Consider the following 23,149-nt stretch of genomic DNA (forward strand, 5'->3'; position numbering starts at 1 on the left):
AGCAAGCTGCCTCCCACAGGTTGTGCCTTGACGAATACGTTACTCCCACACACTCAAAGAACCATCCGGCAACCTCCCGAGGCCTTGTCTACACTCCTCTGCACACAGGCGAGTAAGCGACGGCGTGGCCGAAGGAGTGCTGATGTCTCCCCTGAATCGTTATGCCGGGTTACCGGTAAGGCAACGTGGCGCCATCAGCTTACTGGCCGCGTTGACCCTGGGTTTTGCCCTGTTGTGCACGCTGCTGGTCATCGACAGTGGCAGGCTGTATCTGGAAAAGCGCTCGCTGCAACGTATAGCGGACATGGCCGCTCTGGAAGCGGCTGGTCGTAAAGGCACCTGCAGCCCGGGAAGCAGTGCTTCCACGTTCGCCAACCAAAGCGCGACCCGAAACAGTTTCGTGGCTGGCAGCGACAACCGCACGCTGACCATCAATTGCGGCACCCTGTCGCTGGATGGCGACAGCAAACGCACCTTTACCGCCGACGCCACCAAATCCGAGGCCATCAGGGTCGTCGCCACTCATGCCGTCCCCAGAAGCATCGCAGCGGGCATTGCTGCGATTTTCGACAAGACGCCGACTCCGCCGAATATTCAGCTCAGTGCCATAGCGGTCGCGGGAGGCACACCGCCACTGGCAGCCTTGACCATCCGCAGCGCCGCGATGACCATCGACAGCACCAAGGCCGCGCTTCTCAACCCCGTGATCGGCAGCCTGCTGGGCGGGACCCTGAACCTCAGTGTCGCCAACTGGCAAGGCATCGCGAATACCGACCTGAGCATGCTCAGCTACCTGAACCGACTCAAGACCGACCTGAACATCAATGCCATCGGCTACACCGACGTGCTGAACAGCAATGTCGCGGTCAGCCAGTTGATTCAGACCGCGATCAATGTGCTGGACCCTGCAGGAACCTTGAGCGCCACCGCCACCATCGCCGGATTGAGGGCCTTGAAGGTTGCCGCGGGTGCGACCACGGTGTTGCTGGGGGATCTGCTGTCGGTACAAGGCAGTTCGGATATCGCGGCGCTCAATACCACCCTGCGCCTGCTCGACCTGGTGCAAGGCATTGCACAACTGGCCAATGACAAGAACGGCATTTCGGCAGCCGCACAGATCAACCTTGCAGGGCTGGCACAGGTCACCACCAAGGTTCAGGTCATCGAGCCGCCGCAACTGTCGGCAGTAGGCGACCCCAGCAAGATCGACCCGCTCAACCCAAAGACCGGCGCCAACAGACTTTATGTGCGCACCGCGCAAATGCGTGCGCTGGTGTCCATCAACCTGCCGGTGCTCGGAGCAATTACCCCGCTGGTCAATACGGCCACCTCGCTGGTCAGCAGCCTCACGCCGGTGCTCAACAGCGCCCTGAGCCTGAACCTCGCCGGGCTACTGGGCTCGACCACCTGCGCGATCGGCCTGACCAGTTGCATGGTCTCGGACATCAAGCTGCTGACTTCGAGTTCATCCTCAAGCGCCGGCCCCAGAATCGACCTGAGCATTTCACTGGCCAGTGCCGACACTTACGTTACCGGCTACACCTGCACCAGCAACACCAGCAAGACCTTGAGCATTCACACCGATACGGCGCTGATCAGCACCAAAATAGGCCTGATCGATAACGCAGGGGCCTTTCCGGCAAGCACCGACCCTTCCGCCATTACCGCTCTTCCCATACCGGTAATCGATATCGGTACCCAGACCTGCCAGAAAATTCTGGGCTTGCTGGGTAGCTGCACCACACGGGTTCCTTTTGGCGGTGGAGGCGTGGGGATAAGTTTTGATCCGGTCAATCAGTCACCGCTGGGTGGAAGCTCGTCCTCCACCAACAGCACCTTCAGCTCACCCAATCTCCCGGAGGTCAGTAGCGCCCCACACTTCCCTGCGGACCCGGCAGCCGCTGTTCTGCCCAGCACCTTGCTCGACGGTGTCATCTCAGGCGCAAAAGTCAGTGTGTACAGACCCTCGACCACCAGCCCCAATGGTCTGGGCAACGTGATAACCGGCGCCGCATCCCTGCTGGGAGCAATCACCACCAGCCTGGATGGAATTGTCGCCAGCACCCTCAGGCCGTTACTGACATCCGTGGTAGACCCGCTGATTGACGCGCTGGGCCTGACCCTGTCGCCAGCCGAGGTGGGCGGCAACCTCAGTTGCAACTTCGGCCAGGCCACGCTGGTCATTTAGGCGTGTTTGAAAATCGGCAATTCGATCTGGAACCTTGCGCCCTCATCGACATTGCTGACACTCAATTGCCCGCCCATCTGATCGACAATGCCATAGCTGACGGACAACCCCAGACCGGTGCCGACGCCCACCGGCTTGGTGGTGAAAAACGGCTCGAAAATACGCTCCAGCAGACGCGGATCGATACCACCGCCGTTGTCCTGAACCGAGAGGCGAATGATGTTTTCGTCCTCTTCCAGGCCAAGACCGATCCAGGGCTCGAAATCACGGTCCTTTTCCCGACGCGAGAGCAAGGCATCACGGGCGTTGACCATCAGGTTGATCAGCACTTGCTCCAGTTGGTCTACATGCCCGCGCACCTGCACGGTGGCGCACATTTCTCCGATGCGAATCTGTACGCCCTTGCCTTTCATGCCCTCGGCAAGCATGGAGAGGGTGCCTTCCACGGCCTGGATCGGGTTGAATAGCTGCTCTTCGATCTCGGAGCGACGACCGAATACCCGCATATGGTCTACGACACGGGCAGCACGCTGAACCTGGGTGTCGATGCGATTGAGCTTTTCGGTGAGGTAGTCGATATCGATGTCGCCTTTGCCCAGGCGCTTGAGCACGTTGACCACCGCCATGCGCATGACATTGAGCGGCTGATTGATCTCGTGAGCCAGACCGGTCGCCATCTCGCCCAGGGTCGCCATTTTCGCGCTCTGATTCAGTTGCATCCGCGAGCGGCGCACATCGGTGTTATCGCGTCCGACCGCCTGAATCTCGATCAGCTTGCCGTCCTCATCGAACACGCCCCGGTCGGCCCATACCCACCAGGCATATTCACGACCGGGCAGCTCGATGCAGATTTCCTCGGTGCTCATGGGCGCTTCGGGCGTCAGCAGGCCGATACGCTTCTTGAAGGCCTCGCGCTGCTCGTCTGAAAGCCAGTCACCCAGATTGATGCCTGTCAGTTGCTCCGGCGTGCATTCCATGTAATTGGCCAGTGGACGGTTGCCGAAACTGAGCACCAGATCCGGTGTGTAACGGCAGATCATCGCGGGCGAGTCTTCCACCAGAATCCGGTAGCGCTCCTCGCTCTTGCGCACCTGCTCGGCCGCGAGGGTAGCGTCGGTCACGTCCAGCCACAGCCCGACGGCTTCCACCGGTATTCCGAGGTCGTCGCGCAGCAGCCGCGCTTCATCCAGCAGCCAGTGATAGTCGCCCTTCTTGTCTCGCAGCCGGTAACGACGACTGACAAAACCTTCGCGCAGCAACTGCCGGTTGCGATCGAACCAGATGTCCTGATCGTCGGGATGGATATACCCGGCCAGTTGCCCGTCGACGCAATCGGCCAGCGTCCAGCCCAACAAAGGCGTGAGGCTGTCGCTGAAGAAACTCGGCTCCAGGTTGCCCTGGTCATAGCGCTGGACGTAGATCACCGCTGGCGAACTGGCAATGAGATTACCCAGCCGCGCATGGGCAGCAGCCGCTTCGGTTTCCTGGTTCTTGATATCGCTCACGTCGAGCATGAAACCCAGTACCCGCTGCACCTGCCCACTGATCAAGGCCTGGCCCTGAATACGGAACCAGATATTTTCCTGTGCGGGATCCGCTTGCAGCACACGCACACACAGCAACATCGGCGTGCCTTTGTCACGCAACAGGACAAGGCGCGTGGACAGCTCCTGCCGATCGGCCGGGTGAATCATCGCCAGCCAGTCCTGGCGTGGCAAACGATCGACCCTGTCGCTCAGGCGCAGGCTGCGCGCCAGTTGCGGGGCCAGCAGAATCTCGTCGCTGTCGGGCAACAACTCCCACCAGCCGGTGCCCAACAAATCCTGAAGCACTGCCAGCCGCTCGACATGATGACGGTTGTGCTGCTCCGACAAACGGAACAGCACCGGGCCGGCCAGCGCCGAGCACAGGTTCAACCACTCACGCTCGCCAAGATCCGGCGCCTGCTGCTGCGCATTATAGAAACCGAACATCAGCCAGGCCTTGGCCACCCGATCACGGCTGTGAGGCATGACAAAACCGTCGGCATTGCCGAAGGCGCTTTGCAGTTGCGCAAACCCCGTACCGGGTCCAAACGCCAGTTGATGGCTGATATTGGCATCCAGCCTGTCCAGCTCCACTCCAAGCCGCTGACCGACCTGCCACAGCTCCGGCGCGGTATGGGCGTGGTACTGGGCATAGACTCGCCAGCCGACGCCATTGATCTCCGGCAGCGCCAACGCCACGCAGGGGATGTGCCAGAGCTGAGCCAGTTCCTCCAGTTGTTCGGTCACAACTGCGGCCAGCCGCTCAAGGTTGCAGACCCGTATCTTTTCGGCGATCTGCCCGGCCAGGCGCAGGCACTGCTGACGAGTGCGTGCGGCGCTGGCCTCTTCCATCAGGTCGCTGATATCCAGCAACTGCAACAGCCAGCCCTTGCCATGGGCCTGAACCCAGCCACGAGCATGCAAGGTATGGGCATCGGCACTCTTGAAATCCAGATCCAGCATGTGCCCCACCCATTCAGACGGCACACCTTCGATCACCAGGGCGCTGTTGGGCAGCAGCAGATTCATCAGGCGCTGCATCACCACATGCTGGGCCGAGATTCCCAGACGCGAGAGCAGGTGCTGGCTGACGCTCTGCACACGTCCCTCTTCATCGAGCAGAAGATAGAGGTCCGCGCCAATCGGTTCGGGTTCGACTGTCGCTGCCACAGGTTGTGGGGCCGTCGGCGCATCGGAACGCCCCAACCAACGACTCAAACGGGTTTTATCAAGGGACAAGTTGCAGACTCGCTCGGGCAGAAAGGTTGGTCGGCAGGTTCGGTACTTCGCCGATTCCTGGCAGGGTCAACACCGGCAGAATTCTGGTCAGTTTGCTCTTGGGGTAGTGAATGCTCACCGTCAGGACGCCCGCTGTGTAACTCACCGTCATGTCGGAGGCAGTGAAATTCAGCCCGGCAGGCATCCAGGCCAGTTGGCTGGTCAGGACGGTACGAGCCTGGGTAACCAGCAAGGTGTCGTAATTGGCAATGGTCGGGCTCAACGCCACACTGCGGCGCACCGCTTCACTGGCAGCAGCATTGAAAGACTGCACCATCAGCAGGGGCAGGCTATAGCTCACCACGCCATAGAACACAGCGAAGAACACAACGAACACCACTGCGAACTCGATTGCAGCGGCGCCCTTCTGCTTTCGACGGGAGAGTTTACGAAAGGCTGTTGGCATGTCGACGTCCATCCTGACCTTTACTACCTTTAGACAGCATAGGTTCTTTCAGAAAAACAGGATGTTTTTTACACAATGGAATTACTTTTCCTACTTATCTGGTTCGCCATATGCGCAGAACAAGACGCCCGCCAACGACAGATATCCAACTGGCTGACCCTCGGTGGCTTTACCCTGGCACTGGGTTATCTGCTGTATAGCGGCCATACATGGCTGGGGTATGAATCAGCCGACGCAGGCTGGGCATTTTTATTGGCGGTGGCGCTGACGTTGCCCGGCTATGCCTTGCGCAGACTGGGCGCAGGGGATGTGAAGCTGCTGTCAGCGCTGGCTCTGGCAAGCGGCAGCCTGTATCTGTTGGGCACTTTCATCGGTGCGGGACTGGCCATGCTTACATGGATGGCTATACGTCAAAAAGTCTGGCCCCTTATGGGACAACGATTTACGCAGCGCTATGTATACATGAATGCCGAAGCGACAAATAAACATCCCTTCTCGCCCTTCTTACTTGTCGGCTTCCTGTTGGCAGCACTCTGTATCCACTAGTCGAATGGCAGACTAACGCTATGTACATAGTCGGAAAGTACGACTACGGTAAATTGTAAACCGTGTTTTGCTGATATGGACTGGCCTCAGTCAGTAGTTGTGGCCCACCAGCATGGAGTAGCGCGTGAACATGTATTCAGCCGTCAAAGTCCTGGTAGTCGATGACCAGCCTCTTATCGTTGAAGAACTGAGCGACTTCCTCGAAAACAACAGCTATCACTGCATCCCTTGCCACTCGGGGGCCGAAGCCGTCGAGCAGTTTCGCAATGACGACAACATCGGCATCGTGCTGTGCGATCTGGATATGCCGGACATGGACGGCATCGAGATGGTCGAAGCCATGAAGCGGGCCGGCGGCAAGCAGCACCTGTTCGAAGCCATCATGCTGACCGGGTTTGCGGAGAAAAAAGACGTCATCAAGGCGCTGCGTGCCGGTATCGCCGACTACTACCAGAAACCCGTCGACCTGAACGAACTGCTTCAGGGCATCCAGACCCAGGAGCTGGCACTGCTGGAGCGGCAAAAAAACCTGCAACAGTTGGGGCTGCTCAATGAAAAGCTCCAGTATCTGGCGGCATCCATCGACGATCTGTACAAGAACCTGGATAAAAAACAGGACGCTCCGGAGCAGGACAGCCTTGAGGTCGAGAGCAAGCTTTTCGCCCAACTGTCACCCAGGCAACTTGCCGTCGCCCGTCTGGTGAGCAAGGGCCAGACCAACTACCAGATCGCCTGCGAACTGGGCATCACGGAAAACACCGTCAAACTGTATGTTTCGCAGGTACTGCGCCTGACCCACATGCACAACCGCACCCAATTGGCGCTGGCCCTTTCACCCAGTCGACAACGCCTATCAGCCCTGTAGCAAAGGCAGCGTGCTGACGACACGGCCGTAAAGCTGATTATTTCCCGCCCGACGAGACGCTCCCTCCTTCCTGCTGCTCATAAAATTCCGGGATCTCATGCTTGTAGGTTTCGAGCCAGCGCTGCAGGCTCAGATCACGCTCGGCAGGCGTGACGGTCTGCGGAGTGGGCGAAGCCGCATTGCCGCGAACCTGCAATTGCAGCCAGGCCTCGGTCTGCTTCTGCGCCTTCGATGAAGGCCCTTCGTCGATGGCCCATGCATCGCCGCACAGACCAAAAACCAGAATGCCGCTGAAGATGATGCTGCGCTTCATGGGTGTGCTCCCTCGGATGGACGACTGGACGCAACCTGGTCTTTCGGGATTGCCTGCCTGGCGACAGGTTTTTTCAGTTTTTCGGCCCTGACCTGAGCGTCGCTGACCTGCTGCGCCGTCAGCCCGGCACGGGAAGCCAGCTCTGCGGCCTGGGTCCAGTTGTCCTGATAGATCAGCAGCGTGACCAGATTGGCCGCCGCCAACGTGTCGGACTGCCGAAGCTCGATGGCGGTCAGAAACTCGAAGCGGGCCTGTTCAAGCTTCAACTGATTGAGATAGACCACGCCCAGATCATTGCGAATCTTTTCATCGGTCGGTGCCAGTTTGCTGGCTCGCATCAAGTGCTGCTGAGCCTGGACATTATCGCCACGGGACGCCGCCAGTTGCCCCAGGCCATGTTCGCCCTGAGCCGCACGACAAGTGCCCAGCAGGCTGCGATACAAAGGCTCGGCTTCGCGGCTGCCCAGCAGGCGCAATACCCGTGCCTTGCGCAGCCTCACTTCCTCAATGTTGTCAGGCAGCGTTTCGAGGTTGGCCAGGCTCGCATGCAGACGCCCTTCATCGGCCATGTTCTGGGCCATATTCAGCGTGAACTCCTGATCCGACGTCGGCTTGGGACAACTCGCCGCCGATTGCATCCAGGGCGTGGCACCGTGACCGGCGCACCCGCCCAGCATCAAGAGTCCCAAGAGGGTCATCGCTGCTTTCATTGCACCCTTTCCTTCATCCATGCACGTTTCACCGGCCGCCCAAGGCATGGCCGATGGCGGTAAATCCTGGCCCGGCCAGCACGATCAATAGCGCAGGGAACAGAAACACCATCATCACCACCGACATCTTGGCCGACAGTTTGGAAATGTATTCCTGCAAACGCGTCAGACGGCGGTCGTCGAGCAATTGCTTGAGGGCCAGCAAGGAGCGCATCGCTCCGCCGCCCTGATGGATCAATTGATTGAGGATCACGCAGGTATCGCTGAACTCGTCCACGGCCAGCAGGGCTGCGGTCTTTCTCAACTCTTCGCCCAGCTCCAGGCCGGAATCGACCCGCACCAGAATCACCCGGATTTCTTCGGACAGCACCGGCAGCAAGTCCTTGCCCTCGTTGCTCAGCACTCGCAGCGCCTGCTCCACAGCCATGCCGGACTCGAAGAGGATGCGCAGCAGCGGAATGAAGGTAGAGATCTCTATCACCACCTGCTTCTGGCGATACTTGGCGTAGGCAGCCAGCGCTCTTTTAGGAATCAGATAACCCACGCCGAACGCGAAGACCGGCGCAATGATCGGCTGCTCGATGGAGTTGAAAAACACTATCTGAAGCAGGATCACCAGCGTACAAAGCCCGAAGGGCACACCAATCTGGCAAGCCGCATACAGCGAGCGCTTGCTGGCCCGGCGCCAACCGATACGGTTGAGCAGCATCTGGGTTTCGGTATCCAGACTGATCGAGCGCTGCCCGAGACGCGTATCGCCCAGCAGTCGAAGCCAACTGCCGATTCGGCTTTCACGCACTATCTGCCCCTTGAGCCGCAAGGCAACCTGGCGCTCATTGCGACGCTGGCGAGCCAGATTGGACAACAGCAACAAGGCTGCTGCCACAAACATCACTGCACTGATGGTCAGGCCCATTTCATACACTCCGCAGCATGCGCCACAACGCCAGGCAGCCCATCACCTGAAAGGCAAACGCGACGATCAGCATTCGCTGCCCGCCGCTGTCTTGCCACATGTGCATCAGGTAATCGGGATTGGTCAGCATGAAATAACCCACCATCGCGATGGGCAACAGCGCCAGCACGATGGCGGTCATCCGGGTTTCACCGGTCATGGCACGCAACTGACGACTTGCCTGCTCACGCTCGCGGATCAGCTTGATCAGGTTCTCCATCAATTCGCTGGCGTTACCGCCATAGCGATGGTTGACCTTGAGTCCGAGGGCGAACAGATGAAATTCGTCGCGCTCATACAGCTCGGCAAAGTCCCGGGCCGCATCGGGCAGGCTGACGCCCATTTGCACGTTGCGCTCGATCCGCAGCATGCCGTCGTGCAAAGGCTGGTCTGCGGCCTCGATACCGTGTAACACCGCATCGGCCAGGGTCCGCCCGGATTTGAGGCTGCGCACCGTGTGATCGAGCATCTGCGGCAATTGCTCGATCATGCGCCGTACGCGCTTGCGATAGCGCCAGGAAATGAACATGCGCAGCATCAGTGGAGCCGCGACCATCCCGACCCCGAAACCGAACCAGTCGCCTATGAGGTAGCCCAGCAGCATCGAGACGGCCCACAAGGTCATCGCCAGACCGATTCGATCGGTGGGCCTGCCCAGCCCGGCGCGCAGGAAGGCACGCTCCAGCCACTCGATACCGGGCTTTTCTTTCACCGCTATCGTCTGCCCGACCTGCAGACGCTTCATCACTCGCTCGCTGGCGCCACGATTCAGCGCCAGATAGAACATGTAGAACGCAGCGCCCAGCAGCAGTACAAAAATGATCGCCAGCACCAGTGATGCTTTCATGGGGCAGCCTCCCTGCTCGGGTCAGTAAGAAGGTCGCAATTTGTCACCCGCGGCGTGCACGGCCTCACGCAGGAAGCCGATGCCGGTGCGCCGGTCAAGACGGAACAGGGTGTTGGTGACATAAATGTCGTCGCGAATGCCCACCACCTCGACCACTTCACTGACGCAACGGCGCCCGTCGGGCAGGCGGGCCAGCTGGATGATGACGTCCAGTGCCGCGCAGATCATTTGCCGCAGGGTCCGCTCGGGGATCTGCCGACCAGTCAAGCCAACCAGGGTTTCCAGACGCAACAAGGCATCCTGAGCGTTGTTGGCGTGCACCGTGCTCATAGAGCCATCGTGGCCGGTGTTCATGGCGGTCAGTACATCCAGCACCTCCACGCCACGAATCTCCCCAAGGATGATGCGGTCCGGACGCATCCGCAGGGAGTTGCGGATCAGGTCGCTGGCGCGCACTTCACCATGGCCTTCGGCGTTGGGCGGCCGGGTTTCCAGGCGCACCACATGGGGGTGAATCAGTTGCAGTTCGGCAACGTCTTCGATGGTCACCAGCCGCTGTTGCGTGTCGATCATCTGACTGAGCACGTTGAGCATGGTGGTCTTGCCGGTGCCGGTACCGCCACTGACCAACACATTGCAACGCTTGCCCACCGCCTCGTGGAAGAAGTCGAAGATCGATTGATCGATGGTCTGCATCGCCACCAGATCGGTGCTCTTGAGCATGTCCTTGCGGAATTTCCGGATCGACAGGCACGGCCCGTCCAGAGCAATCGGCGGGATGATTGCGTTGACCCGGCTGCCGTCGGGCAGTCGCGCATCTACCATGGGCGAGGACTCATCCAGACGACGGCCAAGGGGCGCCAGAATGCGCTGCATAACCCGCTCGACGTGGTGCGAGTCGATGAAACGCAAATCGGTGTGGTGCAAGATACCGTCACGTTCCACAAAGACCTTGCCCGGCCCGTTGACCAGAATTTCCGTCACCGCGGTGTCGCGCAGCAGCACTTCCAGCGGGCCGAAGCCGGTCAGTTCGTCAACCAGCTCTTCGGCAAGACGCTCCATTTCATAACGCGAAATGGCCAGCCGCAATCGGGCGACATATTCGGCCACCTTGTCGAACACAAACTGCGCCAGCACCGGACGCGAGCCTTCGAGCAGGTTCTTGCCGCTCTCCTCGATGCCATCGATGATGTAGCGATGCAGCACCAGCTTGAGCCCCTGCCCGTCATCCGTGCTGCCCTGGGTACGCGAAGCAACGCCAAACAATTTCTCCGCCATTATTTACTCCCCCATAGCCGAGCGAAGAAGCCTTCACTGGGTTTCTCATAAGCATCGGAATGGCGGACCAGATGATCACCCAGACGACGCAAGCCCGTGCACAGTGACTCCCTTGGTGCGAGATCGAACAACGAAACGCCCTGATTTTTCGCGTTGAGCCTTAACTCAGGGCTCAGGGGCAAGACCGAAAACACCGGCAGCCCGAAGGTCTTCCCCAGGGTTTCCGAATTGGGTGCAACCGCCCGCAGATAACCGTCGACCAGCAGCCCGGCGTGCTGCATCTTCATGCCCTTGTCCCTCCAGAGATTGAGCACCGCCAGGTTGCGCCGGCACTCGATCACGCTCTGGTCGGCGTACCACAGCAACTGGTCACAGTGGGTTACAAAGGTGCGCAGGGCTTCGCTGTCGGGCTGGCCTACCAGATTGACGATGACATGCTGAAAATGCTGGCGCAGGGCACTGAGCAACATGTACAGCTCGGCCGCACTGGACTGTTCCAGATGATCGTCAGCCTCGGTGTAGGCCAGAATGCGCAAGCCGTTCTCGTACGTTGTAAAAGCACTGTCGATCAGGGTTGCGTCCAGCCTGCGCAAATGGCGCAGCGCGTCGCCGAAGCTGAAAGTCGATTCAAGACCGAGCATCGAAAGGCTGTCGCCACGAGGCAAACCCAGATCCAGCAGCAAGGTGCGCTGCCCGGCCTTCTGCACCACCATCGCCAGGTGAGACGCGATCAGGGCACCGTCACCATCGCATTGAGCCCCATACAACACCGACAGACCGCTCATGTTGGGGTTGGGCGTCACCGCTGGCAGACGTTTGCTCAGGCGCCTGACCAGACCGGCGACCTCACTGGAGCGGGAGCCATAAGCCACGAAATCCCTGGCTCCTGCGCGCATGGCATTGAGCACCAACTGGTTATCCATACCGTCGCCCAGCGCGACAATCGCCAGCATCGGCTTGGCTTCCAGAGCGCCTTCGATCAACGCGCTCTGGTTCATCAGGTGCTCACGATCAAGCCCCACGAACACCACGCTGGCGAAGGTCACGTCCACCAGCGCCAGCAAATCGTCCAGGCTGCCGCTGCCAGCACTCACCACCTGACCCAGCGAACCCAGAGCGCCCTGCAACCATTCAAGATCAGTGGGGTTTCGGGTAATCGCCAGGAATGTCTGGCTCAGGCTCTGACTCATTGAGATAACCCGCTACGGCGCTCGAAATCACCGTTCTCGAGGAAATACATACGGAAGAAATTCGGATCGTAATTGCGCAGGCCTTCGCCGGGCAGCGTAGGCAACTGGGCGTTGACCGCCAGAGGCTGCACCAGATGCGGCGTGACGATCATCAGCAGCTCACGCTCATCGCGCTGGATCTGCGAGTTACGGAAAAAAGCGCCCAGAATGGGGATATCGCCAAGCCCCGGAAACTTGTCCACCGAGGCAATATTGCTGGAGCTGATCAGGCCGCTGACCACAAAGCTTTCCCCGTCGGCCAGGGAAATACTGGTGTCGGTGCGTCGCACATTGAGTGCAGGCACAGTGGTTCCGGAAATGGTGATACCTGCCGAGAAGTCCAGCTCGCTGACCTCGGGGGCGACCTTGAGCAGAATCCGGTCACGTCCGACCACGGTAGGCGTCAGCGTCAGGCGTACGCCGTATTCCTTGTACTCGATGGAAATGCCATTGCCATCTCCGCTGGGCACCGGCACCGGAAACTCGCCGCCCGCCAGAAAGCTCGCACTCTGCCCGTTCAGCGCCACAAGGCTCGGGCGCGCCAGGGTGTAGGCAAAGCCGCTGCCCTCCATGGCGTTGATCATGCCCAGCACCTTGCTGCTGCCACCGCCCCAGACGATATTGAAGTTGTTGTTATTCAGGCCGATGGCTGGCCGCGTGGAGCCGACCGTGCCCGGCGAGACCGTGACATCGGTTACCGTGCCGGGAGCGCCGAACAGAAAGTTGTTCGAGCCGGTCCCGAAGATGGAGGTACTGGCCTCCTTGAGTTTGGTGCGACTGACTTCAATGAAGCGGATGTCGGTCTGCACCTGACTGGGCAACTGGGGATCGAGAGAAGGCACCGGCACAGGATCGACCAACGCGGCCGTGCCGCTGCCCCGAACAAACACCATGCTCTGGCGCGGAGAAGTCGAACAGGACGTCCAGACCATCAGGCTGGTGGCGCCCGTAGAGACGCCTGTCAGCAGAAAGCCCTGGTTGCCATTGACCCGCACATCGGCCACCTTCGGATCACCCACGGCAATCCGGGTGATGGCCACCGGCGAACGAATATCCTGCTGCATGCCTTGCGTGACTTCCAGCACGGTCGGCATGGCCGCCAGACTTGCGCAGCCATTGTCGGCATTACTGGCAGTGCTTGAAGCTGCCCAGCTCGAATCAACGCCCAGTCCAGCGAACAGCAAAAACAGCGCGTGACGTTTCAAGACCGGTACGAAACAACGGCTCATCAAATGCTTCCTTGCTCGATCAGGGAGTTTGTTGCGTTACCTGGTTGCCGCGTATCACCTCGACACCACGAGATCCGCGGGACGCACCGCCATGCTGATTGCCTCCACCACTGAGGGCCAACTGGCTGAACTGCACCAGGTTGCGCCTGGCCGTATCCAGGCGTACGGCAACATCGGGGCGACCGGGGTCACCGGTCCAGTAATCCTGCAGATTGCCTTCATCGGCACTGCGCACGGCCAGACGCAACACGCCAGTCTGGGTGGCCAGCAGCAAGCGGCTCAGCAAGGCTTCGGGCACCGCCACCACTACGCTCCTGGCGTTTATGCGTTGCTGCTCCAACTGGAAGCGCTCGTCGGCACTGATGTTGTGGGCAGGCTTGCCGTCGCGAGTCAGCCCGAGCAGCCCACCCACACTCAGGATTCTCAAAGCAGGCACCGCCACCTGACTGGAGCGAACAGGGTTGGCGGTGTCTTCAGGGAGATAAAGCAGAACGTCGACATAATCGCCGGGGCTGAGCAGCCCGCCAGCACCAATCACCTCATCCACGGACAAGGCCAGTGCCCGTTCGTCGGGACGAATCATCCGAGCCAGGGTTCCACCCGCCTCGAAACTGCTTTCACTCAGCCAGGTCCCTGCCGCCAGTGGGCGCCAGGTGCGGCGTTCGAGCACGTCTTCGATCTTGCTGAAACTGCCGACAGGCGCGACCTTGAGACGCTCGATCAGCAGATCGTCTTCCTTGAGAGATGTGTAGGGAGGCACATCACGCGCCAGCACCACGACACTCTGGCGCAGCGCTTCTTCGACGGGCGGAGCAGGCGGCGCGACCTCCACAGGAGGCGGTGCCTCAACGACGGGAGCCTCCACAACAGGAGGCGGCGGCGCTGGCTCTTTACTGACCACTATTCCCAGATACCCGGCAACCAGTGCACCGAGTAAAAAAACGATAGCGAGCACCATGGTGATACGACTGCTCATGGCAACGCTTCCTTTGTCATCGCATGACCACCTCAATCCAACGCATCAACTTCGCAATAGCAATGAAGAACAATCACATGCCGCACTTTTGAAGGTAGCCCACACCACCCAAAACGCCATCAAGGTTGGTGAAATATCCTTCTCTGGATGGTCTGGAAAGCGATTTATAACTTTGTGATTAATGCTTTATTACGGTTGTGGGTTCGCGAGTTGGAGGCAATGCTGTAAGTGCAAAGATTGTACGAAATTGCTGGTATGAGCCGCGCCATGAAGGGTGCAAGGAGAATCGAGATGTTCCTTACCAATCTGTACATACGCGTCTATACGCACATTCAAGCCTTCCTGAAAAACCGGGAAGCCGCTTCGGCTATCGAGTACGTACTTCTGGCCGCCATGGTCGCCGTGGCGATTGTTGCCTTCGTCCCGGCCATCAGCGCCCAGGTCAAAGTCATCTTCAACCAGGTTCTGGTGGCATTGGGCGGTACGGCAGTCGCTTGATTGAACAAGGATAAAGTGTTGTAAGATCCGAGGCCGTTACCAACGTTTTCAAGGGTATCTATATGGCCGTCCACCCCACACGCCAACAGCTGCTTCTGGTTGATGACGAAGAGGACGCCAATGAAGAGTTGGCAGAACTGCTCGAAGGCGAGGGGTTCTGCTGCTTCACTGCGTCCTCCGTCAAGATGGCTCTGCAACAGCTGACCCGTCATCCGGACATCGCGCTGGTCATTACTGACCTGCGCATGCCGGAGGAGAGCGGCATCCAGTTGATCAAACGCCTGCGTGAACACACCTCGCGCCAGCACCTGCCTGTGATCGTCACTTCGGGACATGCCGACATGGAGGACGTCAGCGACTTGCTGCGCCTGCAGGTACTGGATCTGTTCCGCAAGCCGATTTACCACGTCCGCCTGCTGGAAACCCTCAACAACCTCTTTCCCGAGCCGAAAATCTTTCAGGTGCAGTGACACGAACCTTCATGATCCACGGAACTAGCCATACTGCTGCGTAGCCAAAGCGAGCAGACCTATAACGTGATCAGGATGCACCTATGAAGGTAGAAAGTTTTTTTGAATGGCTGGGTCAGGCAATAGGGTCCGTGATCCGCTTTGTGGTGGACGCCCTTGCCTGGCTGTTCAACGGTTTTACCCATGCCGGCGGCAACTTCGTGGACGGTTTGTCCCGCACCCTGGGCATGGACGCTTCACTGATCAGCATCGTCGCTCTGGTGATCGGCCTGATGCTCCTGTACTCCGCCATCCGCGCCTTCATGCGCGCCTCCATCATCATGGGCATCATCTGGCTGGCGCTGGGACTGTGGCTGCTGAGCTGGATCATCCACTGACCGCTACCCATATCACTCTGTGGGAGGCAGCTTGCTGGCGACTTCAGCGTACGACGTAGAATATCTGCCGGTTTTCAGACTTTTTTCGCCAGCAAGCTGCCTCCCACACGTTCTGTTTGTGCCTTGACTGACCGGCATTACGGCTACAATGCCCGCCTTGCCGGGAGTACTCATGTCCAAGTTGTCCAGCGATTGGCGTCATCGCCCCACTCATCATCGGGTCTGGGGCCTGGCGCTGCCGATGATTCTGTCGAATATCTCCGTACCGCTGGTGGCGCTGGTGGACACCGCCGTGATCGGCCACCTGCCCCACGCTCATCAATTGGGCGCAGTCGCGGTGGGCGCCACGCTCTATACCTTCCTGGCCTGGGCCATGGGTTTTCTGCGCATGGGCACCACCGGATTCGCTGCACAGGCTGCCGGGCGTAGTGATGGCGCGGCGTTGCGCCAGATTCTGCTGCAAGGTCTGCTGCTGGCGATGGGGCTGGCCTGCCTGCTGGGACTGATTGCCCTGCCTTTCAGCCATCTGGCCCTGTCGTTGATGCAGCCCTCGGCCGACCTGCAACAGATGACTCTGGATTTCTTCCACGCCCGGCTTTTCGGCCTGCCTGCGGCACTGGCCACCTATGCGCTGGTGGGCTGGTTTCTCGGCACCCAGAACGCCAGGGCGCCGCTGGCGATTCTATTGATCACCAATGCGGTGAACATCCTTCTCAACCTTTGGTTCGTTCTGGGCCTGGACTGGGGAGTGGTCGGCTCGGCGCGGGCTTCGGTGCTGGCAGAGTGGACCGGCGCATTGATCGGTCTGTTCATGGCACGCAACGCTCTGCGGGTCTGGCCAGGCAGGATCGTCTGGGCAGCCTTGAAACTCTGGAGCAACTGGCGCCCGCTGCTGGCGGTCAACCGCGACATATTCATTCGCACCCTGGCGCTGCAATCGATCATGTTCCTGATCACCGCCCAGGGCGCCCGATTGGGAGATGCCACCGTCGCTGCCAATGCATTGCTGCTCAACGGACTGCTGCTGACGTCCCACGCACTGGACGGGCTGGCCCATGCCGTGGAAGCCTTGTGCGGGCATGCCATAGGAGCGCGTGACCGCACGGCATTGCGTCGTTCTCTGGTGGTCGCCGGTGGCTGGTCCCTGATTGCCAGCCTGGCCTTTGCGCTGTTGTTCCTGACGGGCGGGCATCTGTTCGTGCAGATGCAGACCAACATCCCCGAAGTGCGTGAAACCGCCCTTCTCTATTTGCCCTATCTGGCAGCCATGCCGCTGCTCGCGGTGTGGAGTTATTTGCTGGACGGCCTGTTCATCGGCGCCACACGCGCCCGTGAAATGCGCAATGCGATGCTGATCAGCGTTGCCCTGATCGCTCCCGTGGCCTTTTTCGCCGTCGACCAGGGCAACCATGGACTCTGGCTGACGTTCATGACCTTCACCCTGCTGCGCGGCTTGAGCCTTGGGGCCATCGCCTGGCGCCTGAACCGCAAGGACGGCTGGTTCGCCTATTGATCGCTCTCGGCCATCCTGCCGGCAAAGGTGATTCTCGGACTGGTCAGGGTCAGGCCGCTTGAATCAAGCCGCACCCGGCTGGAACCGATGCTCAACGACAGCTCGCTACCCTCCTCAAACGAGACCGTCGGCCCGTTATCCAGACGAAAGCGGCGCTTCTCGCCCATGATCATCTGCCAGTCCAGTTGCGCCTGAACGCTGTCGGCAGGCAAGGCACTTTCGCCTGGGCTGAAGGCCGGCTCACAGGCACGAGAATGCAGGCAGGCAGTAATCACCGGGCGGTCCATATCGTCATCGAGCAAACTCACCAGCACTTCCATCCCGCCGGTAAACACCAGTTCAAGCCCCTGCATCACCGGTAGCCAGCAATCGTTGTAACGCGCGCCCCGTCCCTGCAACCCCCACTCGAACTGTACCTTCAGGCGTCCCACCGAATCGCGCTCGACCTCCTGCCCCGGCGGGCCGACGACCCAGGCCCGCTGCAACTGCGGCACCTTCGCACGTGGCGGCGGTTCTGGCACGCTGAAGCCCACTTCCCAGGGGACGGCATGAAAGCGATTGGTATAACCCTCGCCGTCTTCAACTTCCGGCCCCGGTGCAAGGCAGCGATGCTCGACCTGGTTGACCAGCCACATGTGGTTCCACTCGGTTTCCGGGTGGCCGGTCAGCGGCAGCAGATACCCCGACACCACAAAGGGCAGGCTGCTTTCGCCTTCGGCCCGCTGCCGGGAACGACTGCCCGGCAAGTCCTGGCCCTGGGAGGTGACGGCAAAACGGGTAACGCCCTCTCGGTGTGGCAATTGCTGCCAGGGCGCCGCTGGCGCAGGACGAAAGCCGCGCAAGCTATCGCCAAAGACCAGCTCATGGCGCTGGCGAGAATGAATGAAGTGATAGTGAATGCCCTCTTCGGCACACAGGCGCTCCACCAGTTGCAGATCAGACTCCTGATACTGCGCGCAATACTCACGCTCGCGGCATTGGGTTTTCAGCTCGAAGCGATAGCTGCCCTTGCGCAGCCCATGCTCCTCCAGAACCCTGGCGATAATCTGCGGGGCGGTCATGTGCTGAAAGATGCGCTGGTTGTAACGCTGCCCGAGACAGGCCAGCCGGGGGCCGATCTTCAATCGATAACAGGCAGGTCCGGGCCGGAAATGGCTGCGCATCGCACTGTGGATCTGGCCATGAAAGCCCTGACTACCATCTTTGAAACTCAGGAATACCGGCTTGTACATCAGACTGGCCAGATCCACATCGAGGCTTTCGTTGACGACTTCCAGCTCAAAGGCAAACGGCTGACTGATTGCTTCCGTACCCCGTAACCAGAGGACGGTAAAACAATGACGCAGACGGGCGATCTCCAGACGAAAAAGCGGCACGCTGGCGGGATCGGGCATGAGGGTGTTCTCTACAGGGGAATCCGAGCGGCGATTCTGGCCGAGAAGCGGGATCGAGTAGAGGGCAAAAGGCAGAACAGGAAGCTGCCTACATGTGAAGAGGTTTTGGACTACACAGTGATTGATCGCGAATGAATTCGCTCCTACAGGTGGTGCAGGAGCGGATTCATTCGCGAAAGATCAGGAAGACAGATAAGAGGAACGAGTCAGGCCAAGGCGCAACGCATCCAGGTACTGAGTACGCTCACGCGGGCTGATCCTGGCGCTGGCAACCTTGTCCCGATAATGGGTCATCAGTTCTTCCGGCGACAAGTGCACGTAACGCAGCATGTCTTCGATGGTGTCGTGGGTTTCGATACCGGCGTGGTAAACGCTGCCATCCTGGTTCTGGTAGATGTTCACCGAGTCGGTATCACCGAACAGGTTGTGCATGTCACCCAGAATCTCCTGATAGGCCCCCACCAGGAAGATCCCCAGCAGGTAATCTTCACCTTCATTCAGGGCATGCACCGGCATGCTGGTTTCGATGCTCTGCTCGTCCACGTACTGGTTGATCTTGCCGTCGGAGTCGCAGGTAAGGTCCTGAAGCACCGCACGGCGTACGGGCTCTTCGTCCAGACGATGCAGCGGAATGATCGGCAGCACCTGTCCGATGGCCCAGGTGTCGGGCAGGCTCTGGAAGACCGAGAAGTTACAGATGTACTTGTCGGCCAGCTTGTCGTTGAGCTCGTCCAGCACCTGACGATGGGAACGCTGACGTGCTTTCAACGAGTTGTGCAGGCGGCGGCACACCGCGAAATAGCACTGCTCGCCCAAAGCTTTCTGCGCCAGGGTGATCTTGCCGTCGGCATACTGGGTCGCGATATCGCTCATGTAGTGCGTGGCACGCCAGTAGGTTTCGGTGACCATCTCGATATCGGTCGGGCCCAGCAGATCGATCAGCCACTGCACGGTTTCCGGCAGGCTTTCCTTGTCTTCGATCAAAGGGACTTCGTCGTTGTGCCTTTCGACGTCGGTCACCTGCACCACCAGCATGGCGTGGTGGGCGGTCAGCGAGCGGCCGCTTTCGGAGAAGATGTGCGGATGCGGCAGACCCTGGGCATCGCAGAACTCCTTGAGCATGCCGACCACGACACCGGCGTAGTCGTCCATGTCGTAGTTGATGGAACTGGCGTTACGCGAGTGCGTACCGTCGTAATCCACGCCCAGACCGCCGCCCACATCGATGTGGTCTACCGGCAGTCCCAGATTGCGCAACTCGCCGTAGTAACGAATCGCTTCCTTGAAGCCGTGCTGGTAGTCCGCCAGATTGGCGATCTGCGAGCCCATGTGGAAATGCAGCAGGCGAATGCCCTGATCCAGGCCCGCCTTGCGGAAACGATCGACCACCGAGAGCAGTTGCGCGGCCGACAGACCAAACTTGGATTTCTCGCCGCCGGTATCGGCCCACTTGCTCGACGCCAGCGAAGACAGGCGCACGCGAAGGCCCACTTGCGGAGCGACCTTGAGATCTGCGGCCTCTTCGATAACCAGTTCGACCTCGGACTCTTTCTCGATCACGATGAAGACGTTGTGACCCAGCTTCTGGCCCATCAGCGCCAGACGGATGAACTCACGGTCCTTGTAACCGTTGCAGACAATGGTCCCGCCCTTGGGCGCCAGCGCCAGCACCGCCATCAACTCAGGCTTGGAACCCGCTTCAAGGCCGATGGAGACGTTCTGGGTGGCAATGATGTTTTCCACCACTGCTTCCTGCTGGTTGACCTTGATCGGGTACAGCGCGGTGTACTGGCTCTGGTATTCCAGGCGCGCGATGTTGCTGTCGAAGGCACCGGTCAACTGGCGAACGCGGTCCTGCAGGATATCGGGGAAACGCACCAGCAATGGCAGGGACAAACCGCTCTTGCGCAGATTGTCGACCTGCTCGTAGAGGTCGATGGGCGAACTGCCCGGTCCGTTGGGACGAACTTCAACGCGACCGGATTCATTGATCGCAAAATAACCGGCCCCCCAATGACGAATCCCGTAAACACTGCGGCTGTCCGCAACGGTCCATTGGCTGCCATCGTCTTTGCGTGTGCGTCTTACGGACATCGAAGTCCCCTATAGATAAGTCATGTAGCGCCGCCCCAATGACAGGCATGCGCAGTGTAGAGAGTGGAAATGACGGTTTGGTTCTCGCTCAGCCGCCGGACTTTTTGGCCTTGAAACCTTTTTTGACCAGTTCCGCGAGCAACAGCTCGACGTGATCGCCCTGAATCTCGATCACTCCGTCCTTGAGGGCTCCGCCCGTGCCGCAACGCTGCTTGAGCGCCTTGGCCAGTTCCTTGAGCCCATCCTCGGCCAGCGGCACGCCCGTGATGGTAGTCACAGTCTTGCCTCCACGGCCTTTGCTCTCGCGCCGCACGCGCGCAATGCCATCCCCCTCGGGGATGACGTTCTGCTTGCAGGTGCAGGCATCGACAGGTTGACGACATTCGGGACAATGACGCCCTGCGTCGGTTGAAAACACCAGGCCACCCAGGGCGGCGAAGGATGCGGCTTTTTTAGCCACTGGAAATCCTCTTGTTGAGGACTGAAGACGGGCCGGGCTCGATTGTGAGCCTTCGACCGCGAAGCCCCACTCTGGCAGGGGCAGCGCTACTGGAACGGCATGGCCGGCCCAGTTTTAAAAGGTCGCGCAGTGTACCGGCAAAAAGCATGCTTGCTAAGAGCCTGAATGCGCCAATTTACTGAACATTTGCGACCTGCTCCAGGTAGCGTTTCAACGCGGCCAGAGAGTCCGGGCAATAGGGCTTTTCGGCAGTTTCTGCCAAGACCTGGCCGACGGGGATGAAGCGTGCCTGCAAGACCTCTTCCGGTTGCAGGCTCAGAGGCCCGTCCCAGACGGCGGAAAATACCGCGCACCAGATCCGGTTGCCCGGCTGATCGAAGAGAAACTGCTCATGGGCCTGCAAGGCAACACCGCCAACACCCAGCTCTTCCTCAAGCTCACGGGCCGCCGATTCGGCATAGCTTTCACCGGCCTGCACCATGCCACCGGCCGCCACATCCCAGAAACCGGGATAAATGGCTTTGCTCAGGGTGCGCTGGTGAACGCAGAGTTCGCCTGCCGAATTGAACAGCAGGATATAAGTGCCTCGCCCGATCAGACCACGGTCGCGCAGCTCGGCCCGAGGGAGTGAACCCAGGAGCCGGTCCTGCTCATCGACCCAGGCGATCTGCTCGGCGTCGGAGGCGGCGCGATGCGCGGCCTCTTGCGCAGAAACGTCCATCAGCCCTGGGACAGCAACTGGCGAAGGTCGATCACCGCCGCGTTGGCACGGGAGATGTAGTTGGCCATGACCAGCGAGTGGTTGGCCAGCACGCCAAACGCGCTGCCGTTCAAGACCATCGGGCTCCACAGCGGCTCCTGGGAAGCCTCCAGTTCACGAATGATCTGGCGCACGCTGACGGTCGCGTTCTTCTTGGCCAATACATCGGCGAAGTCCACTTCGATGGCACGCAACAGATGCGACAGGGCCCAGGCCTGACCGCGGGCCTCATAGAAGACGTTATCGATCTGCAGCCAAGGGGTTTCAACTATTTCCTCGTCGACCTGCGGCACTTCACCCGGCTTGACCGAGGCAATGGCTTCGGTTTTCAGAGTGCTGTTGAGCTTGACCCGGCCGACACTGGCCGACAGACGCTGGGACAGGGAACCCAGGCGTGTGCCCACGTCGCCCAGCCAGTTATTCAGGTTATCGGCACGGGCATAGAACAAGGCGCCTTTCTGATTCGGGTCGGAGAGACGTGCCTGATAGCGGCTCAGGGCATTGATACCGTCGGTGTACTGCGACTCGCTCGACGGCAGCACCCAACTGCGGTTATCGAAGTTGAACAACGGCTCGGCACGGGCCAGATCACCGTCTTCAGCCGATTGCGACTGCGAACGGGCAAAGTCCTTGCGCAACGCACGACTCAGGTCGCGGACCTGTACCAGCACGCCGTATTCCCAGCTTGGCATGTTGTCCAGCCACAGACCTGGCGGGAAGCGATCGTTGGACAGGTAGCCACCACGTTTGTCGAGCAATGTCTGGGAGACTGTCTTGAGGGTTTCGACCGTGGTGTAGCCGATCACCATCGGCTTGCCTTCACGCTCGGCAGCGGCCTGGGCATTCTGCTGCACGGGAAACAGCGCAGGCTCCTTGCTCCAGTACCAGCCCACCAGCAGGGTGACCAGCAGATAGATCAGAATCAGGGAACCCAGGGCTCTGCTATAGAAAAGGTTGCCCAGGTAACCACGTCTCTTGACCGACGCAGTATCAGCGGTACGCTCACCCGCGCTGCCTGCGCGGTTCTTCCAATCCAGCATGGTAAGGGTCCTTTCAGTCCGGGTTCAGGGCTTCGACCGCAACCTTACAGCAAGGTGCCTTTTGCTGACATGCGCGACGCAAGGTTTTGTTGTCGCATCGACACCAGCCTCTCGGGAACAAGGTTCGAATGGCAGAGAAATACAGCTATCGTGCAAACTTTAGGCACAAAAATGACTCTGACAGAAACCGGACGCCC

22 protein-coding genes are annotated in these 23,149 nt (G+C 59.7%); 7 read left to right on the forward strand and 15 right to left on the reverse strand.

Annotated features, from left to right (window positions below):
• Positions 1-142: 142 nt before the first annotated feature.
• On the forward strand, positions 143-2,188 hold the full coding sequence (locus KQP88_RS22230; protein WP_216704180.1) for a TadG family pilus assembly protein: 2,046 nt from the start codon (positions 143-145) through the stop codon (positions 2,186-2,188).
• On the opposite strand, the gene KQP88_RS22235 is transcribed toward KQP88_RS22230, so the two are convergent.
• Together KQP88_RS22235 and KQP88_RS22240 are read right to left on the reverse strand one after the other, a co-directional pair.
• The gene (locus KQP88_RS22235) at positions 2,185-4,953 is read right to left on the reverse strand and encodes a PAS domain-containing sensor histidine kinase (protein ID WP_216704181.1); all 2,769 of its coding nucleotides are present in this window, start codon (positions 4,951-4,953) and stop codon (positions 2,185-2,187) included. The two genes, KQP88_RS22230 and KQP88_RS22235, sit on opposite strands and share 4 nt — an antisense overlap.
• Positions 4,943-5,398, reverse strand: a complete 456-nt coding sequence (locus tag KQP88_RS22240; RefSeq protein WP_216704182.1) for a TadE/TadG family type IV pilus assembly protein — start codon at positions 5,396-5,398, stop codon at positions 4,943-4,945. The genes KQP88_RS22235 and KQP88_RS22240 overlap by 11 nt, the downstream gene beginning before the upstream one ends.
• 75 nt (positions 5,399-5,473) lie before the next feature.
• Between KQP88_RS22240 and KQP88_RS22245 the strand changes: the two genes are divergently transcribed.
• Entirely contained in the window at positions 5,474-5,944 is a 471-nt protein-coding gene (locus tag KQP88_RS22245) for an A24 family peptidase (protein ID WP_216704183.1), read from the forward strand.
• A gap of 130 nt (positions 5,945-6,074) precedes the next feature.
• Positions 6,075-6,809, forward strand: coding sequence for a response regulator transcription factor (locus tag KQP88_RS22250; protein WP_216706019.1), 735 nt, complete (start codon positions 6,075-6,077; stop codon positions 6,807-6,809).
• A gap of 37 nt (positions 6,810-6,846) precedes the next feature.
• Here KQP88_RS22250 and KQP88_RS22255 read toward each other — a convergent pair whose 3' ends face one another.
• The 8 genes from KQP88_RS22255 to cpaB are packed head-to-tail and all read right to left on the reverse strand — an operon-like array spanning position 6,847 to position 14,346.
• On the reverse strand, positions 6,847-7,122 hold the full coding sequence (locus tag KQP88_RS22255) for a DUF3613 domain-containing protein (RefSeq protein ID WP_216704184.1): 276 nt from the start codon (positions 7,120-7,122) through the stop codon (positions 6,847-6,849).
• Positions 7,119-7,832 carry a tetratricopeptide repeat protein gene (locus KQP88_RS22260; RefSeq protein ID WP_216704185.1) on the reverse strand — a complete coding sequence of 238 codons (714 nt, stop codon included), beginning with the start codon at positions 7,830-7,832 and terminating at the stop codon, positions 7,119-7,121. Before KQP88_RS22260 ends, KQP88_RS22255 begins: the two co-directional genes overlap by 4 nt.
• A gap of 28 nt (positions 7,833-7,860) precedes the next feature.
• Positions 7,861-8,748 (reverse strand): type II secretion system F family protein, encoded by an 888-nt coding sequence (locus tag KQP88_RS22265; RefSeq protein ID WP_216704186.1) that lies wholly within the window; start codon positions 8,746-8,748, stop codon positions 7,861-7,863.
• Between the two features lies 1 nt (position 8,749).
• Complete coding sequence (locus tag KQP88_RS22270) at positions 8,750-9,634, reverse strand: type II secretion system F family protein (RefSeq protein ID WP_216704187.1); 885 nt, start codon at positions 9,632-9,634, stop codon at positions 8,750-8,752.
• Positions 9,635-9,655: 21 nt separating this feature from the next.
• Positions 9,656-10,912, reverse strand: a complete 1,257-nt coding sequence (locus KQP88_RS22275; RefSeq protein WP_025262123.1) for a CpaF family protein — start codon at positions 10,910-10,912, stop codon at positions 9,656-9,658.
• Positions 10,912-12,102 (reverse strand): pilus assembly protein, encoded by a 1,191-nt coding sequence (locus KQP88_RS22280; RefSeq protein WP_216704188.1) that lies wholly within the window; start codon positions 12,100-12,102, stop codon positions 10,912-10,914. Before KQP88_RS22280 ends, KQP88_RS22275 begins: the two co-directional genes overlap by 1 nt.
• Positions 12,099-13,370 carry a type II and III secretion system protein family protein gene (locus KQP88_RS22285; RefSeq protein WP_216704189.1) on the reverse strand — a complete coding sequence of 424 codons (1,272 nt, stop codon included), beginning with the start codon at positions 13,368-13,370 and terminating at the stop codon, positions 12,099-12,101. The genes KQP88_RS22280 and KQP88_RS22285 overlap by 4 nt, the downstream gene beginning before the upstream one ends.
• A 19-nt stretch (positions 13,371-13,389) precedes the next feature.
• Complete coding sequence (gene cpaB, locus KQP88_RS22290; RefSeq protein ID WP_216704190.1) at positions 13,390-14,346, reverse strand: Flp pilus assembly protein CpaB; 957 nt, start codon at positions 14,344-14,346, stop codon at positions 13,390-13,392.
• Between the two features lie 291 nt (positions 14,347-14,637).
• Between cpaB and KQP88_RS22295 the strand changes: the two genes are divergently transcribed.
• The 4 genes from KQP88_RS22295 to KQP88_RS22310 all read left to right on the forward strand — a co-directional run bounded on the left by KQP88_RS22295 (position 14,638) and on the right by KQP88_RS22310 (position 17,204).
• Positions 14,638-14,844, forward strand: a complete 207-nt coding sequence (locus KQP88_RS22295; protein ID WP_122320494.1) for a Flp family type IVb pilin — start codon at positions 14,638-14,640, stop codon at positions 14,842-14,844.
• A gap of 62 nt (positions 14,845-14,906) precedes the next feature.
• Positions 14,907-15,314, forward strand: coding sequence for a response regulator (locus KQP88_RS22300; RefSeq protein ID WP_025262128.1), 408 nt, complete (start codon positions 14,907-14,909; stop codon positions 15,312-15,314).
• A gap of 83 nt (positions 15,315-15,397) precedes the next feature.
• Positions 15,398-15,691, forward strand: coding sequence for a hypothetical protein (locus KQP88_RS22305; protein ID WP_200995295.1), 294 nt, complete (start codon positions 15,398-15,400; stop codon positions 15,689-15,691).
• A 172-nt stretch (positions 15,692-15,863) separates the two neighbouring features.
• A complete protein-coding gene (locus KQP88_RS22310) occupies positions 15,864-17,204 on the forward strand; it encodes an MATE family efflux transporter (protein ID WP_216704191.1) in 1,341 nt (446 codons plus the stop codon).
• Here the strand turns inward: KQP88_RS22310 and KQP88_RS22315 are convergent.
• The 5 genes from KQP88_RS22315 to KQP88_RS22335 form a co-directional block, all read right to left on the reverse strand.
• Positions 17,198-18,598: a type VI secretion system Vgr family protein gene (locus KQP88_RS22315; RefSeq protein WP_216704192.1), complete on the reverse strand. Its 1,401-nt coding sequence runs from the start codon at positions 18,596-18,598 to the stop codon at positions 17,198-17,200. The two genes, KQP88_RS22310 and KQP88_RS22315, sit on opposite strands and share 7 nt — an antisense overlap.
• Positions 18,599-18,778: 180 nt before the next feature.
• A complete protein-coding gene (gene speA / locus KQP88_RS22320) occupies positions 18,779-20,692 on the reverse strand; it encodes an arginine decarboxylase (RefSeq protein WP_216704193.1) in 1,914 nt (637 codons plus the stop codon).
• Positions 20,693-20,780: 88 nt separating this feature from the next.
• On the reverse strand, positions 20,781-21,152 hold the full coding sequence (locus tag KQP88_RS22325; RefSeq protein WP_025262133.1) for a translation initiation factor Sui1: 372 nt from the start codon (positions 21,150-21,152) through the stop codon (positions 20,781-20,783).
• A 175-nt stretch (positions 21,153-21,327) separates the two neighbouring features.
• The gene (locus KQP88_RS22330) at positions 21,328-21,873 is read right to left on the reverse strand and encodes an NUDIX hydrolase (protein WP_200995299.1); all 546 of its coding nucleotides are present in this window, start codon (positions 21,871-21,873) and stop codon (positions 21,328-21,330) included.
• A complete protein-coding gene (locus KQP88_RS22335; protein ID WP_200995300.1) occupies positions 21,873-22,952 on the reverse strand; it encodes a DUF2333 family protein in 1,080 nt (359 codons plus the stop codon). Before KQP88_RS22335 ends, KQP88_RS22330 begins: the two co-directional genes overlap by 1 nt.
• Positions 22,953-23,149 lie beyond the last annotated feature (197 nt).

Source organism: Pseudomonas lijiangensis, from assembly GCF_018968705.1.
GTDB classification, from domain to species: Bacteria; Pseudomonadota; Gammaproteobacteria; order Pseudomonadales; family Pseudomonadaceae; genus Aquipseudomonas; species Aquipseudomonas lijiangensis.

Bases quoted from the DNA above. Each gene is read 5' to 3' on its own strand.
- KQP88_RS22230 (WP_216704180.1), top strand. From the start codon at position 143: ATGTCTCCCCTGAATCGTTATGCCGGGTTACCGGTAAGGCAACGTGGC.
- KQP88_RS22240 (WP_216704182.1), bottom strand. From the start codon at position 5,398: ATGCCAACAGCCTTTCGTAAACTCTCCCGTCGAAAGCAGAAGGGCGCC.
- KQP88_RS22245 (WP_216704183.1), top strand. From the start codon at position 5,474: ATGGAATTACTTTTCCTACTTATCTGGTTCGCCATATGCGCAGAACAA.
- KQP88_RS22250 (WP_216706019.1), top strand. From the start codon at position 6,075: ATGTATTCAGCCGTCAAAGTCCTGGTAGTCGATGACCAGCCTCTTATC.
- KQP88_RS22255 (WP_216704184.1), bottom strand. From the start codon at position 7,122: ATGAAGCGCAGCATCATCTTCAGCGGCATTCTGGTTTTTGGTCTGTGC.
- KQP88_RS22260 (WP_216704185.1), bottom strand. From the start codon at position 7,832: ATGAAAGCAGCGATGACCCTCTTGGGACTCTTGATGCTGGGCGGGTGC.
- KQP88_RS22265 (WP_216704186.1), bottom strand. From the start codon at position 8,748: ATGGGCCTGACCATCAGTGCAGTGATGTTTGTGGCAGCAGCCTTGTTG.
- KQP88_RS22270 (WP_216704187.1), bottom strand. From the start codon at position 9,634: ATGAAAGCATCACTGGTGCTGGCGATCATTTTTGTACTGCTGCTGGGC.
- KQP88_RS22275 (WP_025262123.1), bottom strand. From the start codon at position 10,912: ATGGCGGAGAAATTGTTTGGCGTTGCTTCGCGTACCCAGGGCAGCACG.
- KQP88_RS22280 (WP_216704188.1), bottom strand. From the start codon at position 12,102: ATGAGTCAGAGCCTGAGCCAGACATTCCTGGCGATTACCCGAAACCCC.
- KQP88_RS22285 (WP_216704189.1), bottom strand. From the start codon at position 13,370: ATGAGCCGTTGTTTCGTACCGGTCTTGAAACGTCACGCGCTGTTTTTG.
- cpaB (WP_216704190.1), bottom strand. From the start codon at position 14,346: ATGAGCAGTCGTATCACCATGGTGCTCGCTATCGTTTTTTTACTCGGT.
- KQP88_RS22295 (WP_122320494.1), top strand. From the start codon at position 14,638: ATGTTCCTTACCAATCTGTACATACGCGTCTATACGCACATTCAAGCC.
- KQP88_RS22300 (WP_025262128.1), top strand. From the start codon at position 14,907: ATGGCCGTCCACCCCACACGCCAACAGCTGCTTCTGGTTGATGACGAA.
- KQP88_RS22305 (WP_200995295.1), top strand. From the start codon at position 15,398: ATGAAGGTAGAAAGTTTTTTTGAATGGCTGGGTCAGGCAATAGGGTCC.
- KQP88_RS22310 (WP_216704191.1), top strand. From the start codon at position 15,864: ATGTCCAAGTTGTCCAGCGATTGGCGTCATCGCCCCACTCATCATCGG.
- KQP88_RS22315 (WP_216704192.1), bottom strand. From the start codon at position 18,598: ATGCCCGATCCCGCCAGCGTGCCGCTTTTTCGTCTGGAGATCGCCCGT.
- speA (WP_216704193.1), bottom strand. From the start codon at position 20,692: ATGTCCGTAAGACGCACACGCAAAGACGATGGCAGCCAATGGACCGTT.
- KQP88_RS22330 (WP_200995299.1), bottom strand. From the start codon at position 21,873: ATGGACGTTTCTGCGCAAGAGGCCGCGCATCGCGCCGCCTCCGACGCC.
- KQP88_RS22335 (WP_200995300.1), bottom strand. From the start codon at position 22,952: ATGCTGGATTGGAAGAACCGCGCAGGCAGCGCGGGTGAGCGTACCGCT.